This window comes from Nocardia donostiensis, assembly GCF_002081715.1.
In the GTDB taxonomy this organism is placed as follows: Bacteria; Actinomycetota; Actinomycetes; order Mycobacteriales; family Mycobacteriaceae; genus Nocardia; species Nocardia donostiensis.
This window is the reverse complement of record NZ_MUKP01000087.1, coordinates 1-7,903: the sequence shown is the minus strand read 5'-3', so window position 1 is coordinate 7,903 and position 7,903 is coordinate 1. Positions and strand designations below refer to the sequence as shown.

At 68.6% G+C, this 7,903-nt stretch carries 2 protein-coding genes; both read right to left on the bottom strand.

From position 1 onward, the window contains the following. On the bottom strand, nt 1-862 hold an 862-nt coding region (locus tag B0T44_RS25540), incomplete at its 3' end, for an ATP-binding cassette domain-containing protein (protein ID WP_081512706.1). Next, on the bottom strand, nt 859-7,903 hold a 7,045-nt coding region (locus B0T44_RS25535), incomplete at its 5' end, for an AMP-binding protein (RefSeq protein WP_139795363.1). The genes B0T44_RS25540 and B0T44_RS25535, both read right to left, overlap by 4 nt.

The window sequence follows — 7,903 nt, the reverse complement described above, 5'->3', positions numbered from 1 at the left end:
CGAGCCGCCGCAACGCCTCGGCGAGGGTTTTCGCTCCTTCGGGGGCGGGGATGGCGACCCGATCCGATTCGGGGGTGAGCGTAATCCGGTAGTCGCCGGGCAGCAGGGGACCGAGCGCGGCGGCGATCACGGGCAGGTCCTCCAGGTCGAGCGGAACCACCTCGCAGTAGCTGCCGCCGGTGCGGGATTTCAGTTCGTCGGCGGTGCCGTGCGCGATCACGGTGCCGTGATCGATGACGATGATGCGGTCGCTGAGCGCGTCGGCCTCCTCCAGGTATTGGGTGGTGAGCAGGGTGGTGATCCCGGCTTTCTTGAACCCGGACACCAGATCCCACACGCCCTGCCTGCTGCGCGGATCCAGTCCGGTGGTCGGTTCGTCGAGGAACACCACCTCCGGCCGCACGACGAGCCCGCAGGCGATATCGATCCGCCTGCGCATCCCACCGGAGTAGGTGCCGACCCGGCGGTGCGCGGCGCGTTCCAGACCGAACGCGGCGATGAGTTCGTCGGCGCGGGCACGGGCGAGGCGTTTGCGCAGCCCCATCAGCCTGCCGAACATGACCAGGTTCTCGGAGCCGCTGAGCATATCGTCGAGTGCGGCGTACTGACCGGTGAGCATGATGGAGCGGCGCACCGCGGCGGGATCGGCAACCACGTCGTGCCCGGCGACGAACGCGCGGCCCCGGTCGGGTGCGATGAGCGTGGACAGAATGTTGACCATGGTGGTTTTGCCCGCGCCGTTGGGGCCGAGGATGCCGAGCACTTCGCCCGGGTGCGCGGTGAAATCCACGCCGCGCAGCGCCTCGACGGGGCCGAACGATTTCTCGATTCCGGAAACAAGGACTCCTTGTACGGCGTTCATCGGTCGCCTCCCAGGTGTTCGTCGAGCACTCGCGCGATGATCGGTAGCGCGTGCGGTGCGGTCAGTTCGTAGTGGGTGACTGCGACATCATGGTTGCTGATCTCGCCGGTCACATACGGGCGCCACCCGTCGGAACCGAAGATGTCGGAGGTGTCGACGGTCGCGCGGAAATACACGATGTCGCCGTCGAACACCGGTCGCTGGTATCCGGTTCGGGTGCGGGCGGCCGCGTTGTAGGACGCGGCCATCCGGTCGAGGGTGTCTGCGTCGATCAGTGCTACGCCGAGCCGATCACGGATCAGGTCGGCGGCCTGCTGGGCGGTTGCGTCGGCGGGCACGTCGTGGATGCCGAACACCGAGCCGAAAGCGTTGACGAAGGAGCCTGCGGTGAGCCGTTCGATGCTGTCGCCGTCGATATCGGCGGTGTCGGCGTCCAGCAGGGCCACAACACCGACTCGAGCGCCCGCCTGTCTCAGTTTCACGGCGATTGCGTGGGCGATGAGCCCGCCGAACGACCAACCGAGCAGGTGATACGGGCCGTCGGGCTGCAGGGCGCGGATCTCGCGGATATACCGCTCGGCGAACTCCTCGATGGAGCGGGCCGGGGGTTCGTTACCGTTCAGATCCGGGGCCTGCATACCGTAGATCGGGCGGCCGGGTCGCAGTTTCTCCGCCAGACCCAGATAGGTCCAGGCCATACCGGAGGACGGGTGGATGCAGAACAGCGCCGGTTCCGCACCGCCGGGGCGGATGGGCAGCACCACGTCCAGACCGAGCCCGCCCGGCACCGGGGTGGCGGTCGTTTCAGCGGCGGCTTCCTCGGCCGCCGCCCGGTGGGCCGCCGGGGTTCCGGCGTAGCGGGCAGCCGCGGCGAGGGCATCGATCCAGGTATCGGCCAGTGCGGCGACAGTGTCGGTGTCGAGCAGATTTTCCGGGAATCCGAAACTGGCCCGCAGTCGGTCGCCGATGACCACCGCGTTGACATCGATCGCCACCTGCAGTGGCACATCCGGGCTTTCGGCAGCGTTCAGGTCGCCGAGTTCGTCGGTGGGCAGCCAGCCGAGCCCTTCCAGGCCTGCCGGGATTTCGGTGGTGGAATAGCGGCCGAGGTAGTTGAACGCGATGCGGCCGGGCAGGCGTTGCGGTAGCTGCGCGGCCGTATCGGGGTTCAGGTAGCGCAGCAGGCTGAAACCGATGCCTTTGTCGGGGACCGCGCGCAGTTGGTTCCGCACCGCGCGGAGGGCCGTGCCCATGGCCGGACCGCCTGCCAGCGCCTCGGTGATGTCGACGTCGGCGAGGTCGAAGCGCACCGGGTAGATGCTGGTGAACCAGCCGATGGTGCGGGAAAGATCCGCTCCTGGGATCACCTCTTCCTGCCTGCCGTGGCCTTCCAGCCGCAGCAGGGCAGTCCTGTCGCTACCGGTTCCGTCACCGCCGCGGCTGCTGTCGTCACCGCTGCTCGGGCCGCTGTCGCTGTTGCTGTCGCGCCAGTGCAGTAGCGCCACAGCGAGGGTGGCGAGCAGGGCGTCGTCAGCTCCGCCACCGAACAGGGCAGGCAACGCGGTCAGCATGGCTTCGGTGACCGCGGCGGGGGCTTCGCGTTCGACCATGCGAAGGGTGTGCGCCTGGTCGATGGTGGGGTCGAGTTCGCGAGAGCCGATGAGGGGGTCGGGGCCGGCGATGATGTGTTGCCAGTAGCCGAGTTCGGCGGTCCGCTCGGCGGTGTGGGCTTCGTCGGCGAGTGCGTGGGCCCAGCGGCGCATCGAGGTGCCGGTGTCGGCGAGCACCGGGATGTTGCCCGCCGATACCTGGGCCCAGGCGGCCATCAGATCCGGGATCAGGATGCGCCAGGAGACGCCGTCGATCACCAGGTGGTGCGCGACGACGATGAGCCGCCCCGCCTCGGTGTGCGCGCCTGCGTCGCCGACCGGGTCGAGCCAGATGAACTGCAGCACTGTGCCGTGTTCGGGGTCGAGCCGGTTCAGCGCGGAATCCAGTTCGGTGGCCGCGTATTCGCGCAGCTCGACGAGATCCGCACCGGGCGAGCAGCCGATCCGGTGAACGAGCGCGTCCACCTCGACCGATCCGGGCTCACCGACAACCAGCCGCGGTCCGTCGCCACCGATCAACCGGGCGCGAAGCACAGCGTGCCCGTCGACCACCGCACTCAGGGTCGATACCAACTGGGTGCGTTCGATACCGACAGGCAGTTCCAGCACGGCGGTCTGCGCGAAACGACGGTAGTCACCGCCGCGTTCGAGCATGTAACGCACTATCGGGGTCAGCGGCATCTCCCCGACTCCGCCGCCGGGCAGCTCGTCGAGTGTCGCCGCCGGGCCGGCGGCATCGGCCGCGGCGGCCAGCGCAGCCACCGTGCGGTGCTCGAACACCTGCAGCGGGGTGCAGGTGACCCCGTGCTGTTTGGCCCGCGACACCAGTTGGATGGCGAGGATGCTGTCGCCGCCGAGCGCGAAGAATGAATCGTCGGCGCCGACGCGGTCCAGGCCGAGCAGTTCGCCGAAGATCGCGGCCAGCGTCTGCTCGGTCGGCGTCGAGGGGGCGCGGTATTCGGTTCGGTCGACGCGGAATTCCGGTGGGGGCAGGGCTTTACGGTCGAGTTTGCCGACGGCGTTGAGGGGAACCTCGTCGAGCACCACGAACGCCGACGGCACCATGTAGGCGGGCAGTGTGTCGGCCACGGCGGCACGCACCCGGGCGATATCGAGTTCCGTGCCGGACGCGGGCACCAGGTAGGCGGCCAGCGCCATCGCCCCGGTGGGGCCGGGGACGCCGAGGGTCACCGCGAACTCCACGCCCTCGACCCGGCCGAGCGCGGCGTCGATTTCGCCGAGTTCGATGCGTTGACCGCGCACTTTCACCTGGAAATCGGTGCGCCCGAGGTATTCGAGCGCAAGTCCCGATGCGGTCGGTGACCAGCGCACCAGGTCACCGGTACGGTACATCCGCGTACCCGGTTCGCCGAACGGGGCGGCGACGAAGCGGGCGGCCGTCAGACCCGGTCGCGCGTGATAGCCACGGGCCAGGGAGGGGCCGGCGAGGTACAGCTCACCCGCCACACCGACCGGGACAGGGCGTAACCGATCGTCGAGGACCACAACCGCCGCGCCACGGATCGGAGCGCCGATCGTCACCGGCTCGCCCACGGTCAGGGGCTCGGAAGCGGTAGCCCAGATCGTCGATTCGGTCGGCCCGTACAGGTTGACCATGGTGCGGTCGGCGGCCCAGCGTTCCACCAGTTCCGCCCCGATCGCCTCACCGGCCACCGCGAGCACCCGCACCCCCGGCACCTCGGCCGGATCGAGGGTGGCCAGCGCCGACGGCGTGATCACCATGTGGGTCACCTGCTCGCGGTCGATCAGCTCCGCGAGCGGGCGGCCGCCGAACACCCCGGGCGGCGCCACGATCGCGGCCGCACCCGCCCCGAACGCCATCAGCGCCTCGAATACCGAGGCGTCGAAACTGGGCGAGGCCACCAGCAGCACACGGGATCGTTCGTCGAGCGCGAGCAGCTCCCGCTGCGCCACCACCAGATCGGCGATCCCGCGATGGGAAACCGAAACACCCTTCGGGGTGCCGGTCGAGCCGGAGGTGTAGATCAGCCACGCCGGGGTGTCCGGGTGGATCGCCCTCGGGAGTGCTGAGGTGGGCAGGCGCTCAGCAGGGACGCCAGGTGCATACCGCGCGGTTTGGTCGGTCGCTGTTCGCTGTACAGGGAGGGCTGCGTCGACCTGCCGGTCAGTGGCGGAGTCGCGGCCCGGAGTCGCGTGCTCTGGTGGGAGTTCGGCGGGTTCGGGGTGGCGGGGCGTGTCGTCGGTTGGTCGGCTGGTGGTTGGTTCGGATCGCGGGTGTTCGGCCGGACCGTGGATGCGGGCGAGATCGGGGGCGTCGAGAATCAGCCACTCGATGCTGTCCGGGAGCAGCGGGCGATGGCTGGCGAGGGTGAGGCCGAGGTGAGCGCCGGAATCGGTGAGCAGGTGGTCGATCCGCTCGATCGGGTGTTTCGGATCGACCGGTAAGAAGGCCGCTCCGACCTTGGCGGCGGCCCAGACGCCGGTGACGAGTTCAGCCGATCGTGGAAGGCCGAGGGCGATCACTGTTTCCGGTCCCGCGCCCGCATCGAGGAGTAGGTGAGCGAGGGCGTCGGCGTTCGCGTCGAGCTGCCGGTAGCTCGCGGTGGTTCCGTTGGCGATCAGGGCGGGCTGGTCCGGATAGCGCGCTGCCGAGTCGGACAGCAGTTGTGCCAGCGTTGTTGTTCCGGAGGTCTCGGGTCCGCGCACCGGGACAAGGGTGGCGCGTTCGCTGTCATCGAGAATATCGATATCGGCCAACCGCACCCGCGGTGCGGCGAGGACCGTGGCGAGCACGCGCAACCACCTGTCGACCAGCGCCGCCGCGGTCGCCTCGTCGAACAGGTCGGTGGCGTAGGTGAGCACACCGTCCAGTCCGGCAGGCCCGGATTCGTCGATATGTTCGCGCAGTTCCCAGCTGAGATCGAATTGCGAGGACCCGCGGTCGATATCGAGCGCTTCGAAACGCAGGCCGGGCAGTTCGAGCACGGGTTCGGTGAAGTTCTGCAGGGTCAGCGATACCTGGAACACCGGGTGGTGGGCGGTCGACCTGGCCGGGTTCAACACCTGGACCACCCGCTCGAACGGGACGTCGGCGTGAGCGAACGCATCCAGGTCCACCCCGCGGACCATGGACAGGAAGTCGCCGAACTCCGCGGCGGGGTCGACCGGAGTGCGCAACGCCAGGGTGTTGACGAACATACCCACCAGCTCGTCCAGTGCCTGCTCGCCGCGGCCTGCTACGGGCGTGCCGATCACTATGTCGCTGGTCCCGGCCAGACGCGACAACAACACCGCCAGTGCCGCGTGCACGACCATGAACGGACTGGCATTGTGTGCCGCCGCGAAACCGGCCAGAGCCCTATGTAATTCGGCTTCGACGGAGAAGCCGAGATCGGCGCTGCGCATCGACTGGACCGCCGGACGTGGCCGGTCGGCGGGCAGCTCCAGCACCTCCGGTGTGTCTGTGAGCGTCTCGGTCCAGTACCGAATCTGTTGTGCTGCCAGCGATCGGGGGTCGGACTCGTCGCCGAGCATGTCGTGATGCCAGAGCGCGAAATCCGCATACTGCACGGCGAGCGGAACTCGAGCACTGTCCGCCCCGGTGGCACGTTCCGAATAAGCAGCCACCAGATCGGCGGCGAGCGGCGCCATCGACGCACCGTCCGCGCTGATGTGGTGCACGACCAGGACCAGAACATGCACCGGCTCGGGCCCCGGGCGGAAGATCCCGACGCGGATAGGAGGTTCGATGGTGATATCGAAACCGGTGCCTGCCAGTTCGCTGATCCGCTCACGTAGTGGGACGCTGTTTTCGGTGGCGCCGATGGTGATGTCCGGTGCGGCGGATTCGGTGTCGATCACCACCTGGCGGGGTCCTTCGGCGTCGGCGGGGTAGATGGTGCGCAGGCTTTCGTGACGGTCGACGACGTCGGTGAGGGCGTGGCGCATGGCGGCAACGTCGAGGTCACCGGTGACGCGCAGGGCGACAGCGATGTTGTAGGCAGGGGACCCGGGGTCCATCCGGTTGAGCACCCACATGCGCTGTTGTGCCGGGGACAGCGGGATGCGGTCGGGGCGGATGCGTGGAGCGAGAGCGAATCGGCCGCGGCCGCCGTCATCGGCAGGGACGACACGCGCCGACAGCTGGGCGACGGTCGGGGCATCGAACAGGTCGCGTAGGGCGATGGTCGAGCCCAGTACCGAGTTGACGCGGGCAACGACCTTGGTGGCGCTGAGCGAGTTGCCGCCGCGTTCGAAGAACGATTCATCCACACCCACCCGTTCGGCGCCGAGGACTTCGGCGAACACCGCGGCGACGGCCTCCTCGACCGGGGTGCGGGGAGCCAGGTAGGGACGGTGGGTTTCCGAGAAATCCGGTACCGGAAGGGCCGCACGGTCGAGTTTGCCGACCGGAGTGAGCGGGATCGAATCGAGAACGACGATATAGCCGGGCACCATATAGCCGGGCAGTTCGGCGGCCACCCGCTCCCGCAGCCGGTCGGTGTCGAGCCGCGTCTCTGCGGTGGGCAGGACATACGACACCAGCACGGTCGTGCCTGCGGGTCCGGTGCGGCCGATCGTTACCGCGTATTCGACCTGTTCGTCGCGGGCGAGCACCGCATCGATTTCACCGAGCTCGATACGCAAGCCGCGAATCTTGACCTGGAAATCGCTGCGACCCAGGTATTCCAGCTCCAGCGTGTCGTCGCGACCGAGGACCCAGCGGACCATATCGCCGGTGCGGTACATCCGTTCACCCGGTTGGCCGTGCGGGTCGGCGACGAACCGGCTCGCGGTCAACCCGAACCGGTTGAAGTAGCCGCGGGCCAGCGCCGGACCGGCCAGATACAGCTCGCCGGGGACCCCTACCGGAACCGGCCGCAGCCAGCTGTCGAGCACCATGGTGTCCGCCCCGCGGATCGGCCCGCCGATGGTGACCGGTTCGCCTGGTGTGAGCTCGGCAGGTCCGGTGGCCCAGATACTGAACTCGGTAGGCCCGTACAGGTTCACCATCCGCCGGCCCGGCGACCACCGTTCGATCAGTTCCGGTGTGGCGGCCTCACCCGCGACGGCCAGTATCCGCAGCCTGTCCAGTCCGGCGGGTTCCATGGTGGCCAGCGCCGACGGGGTGATGACCGCGTGCGTTATGTGCTCGGCGCGCAGCAACCGTTCCAGTTCGGTTCCGCCGTAGACCTCCGGTGGAGATACCACCAGCCGCCCGCCTGCACCGTGCGCGGTGAGCAGTTCGAACACCGAGGCGTCGAAACTGGGCGAGGCCACCTGCAGGGTGCTCGCCGTGGCATCCAGTTCGAGCGTTTCCCGCTGCGCGGTGACGAGGTTCGCGATCCCCCGGTGGCTGAGCAGCACCGCCTTCGGTTTGCCGGTGGAACCGGAGGTGTAGATCAGGTAGGCGGTCTGGTCGATATCGATCGGCCCGCCGCGTTCGGCA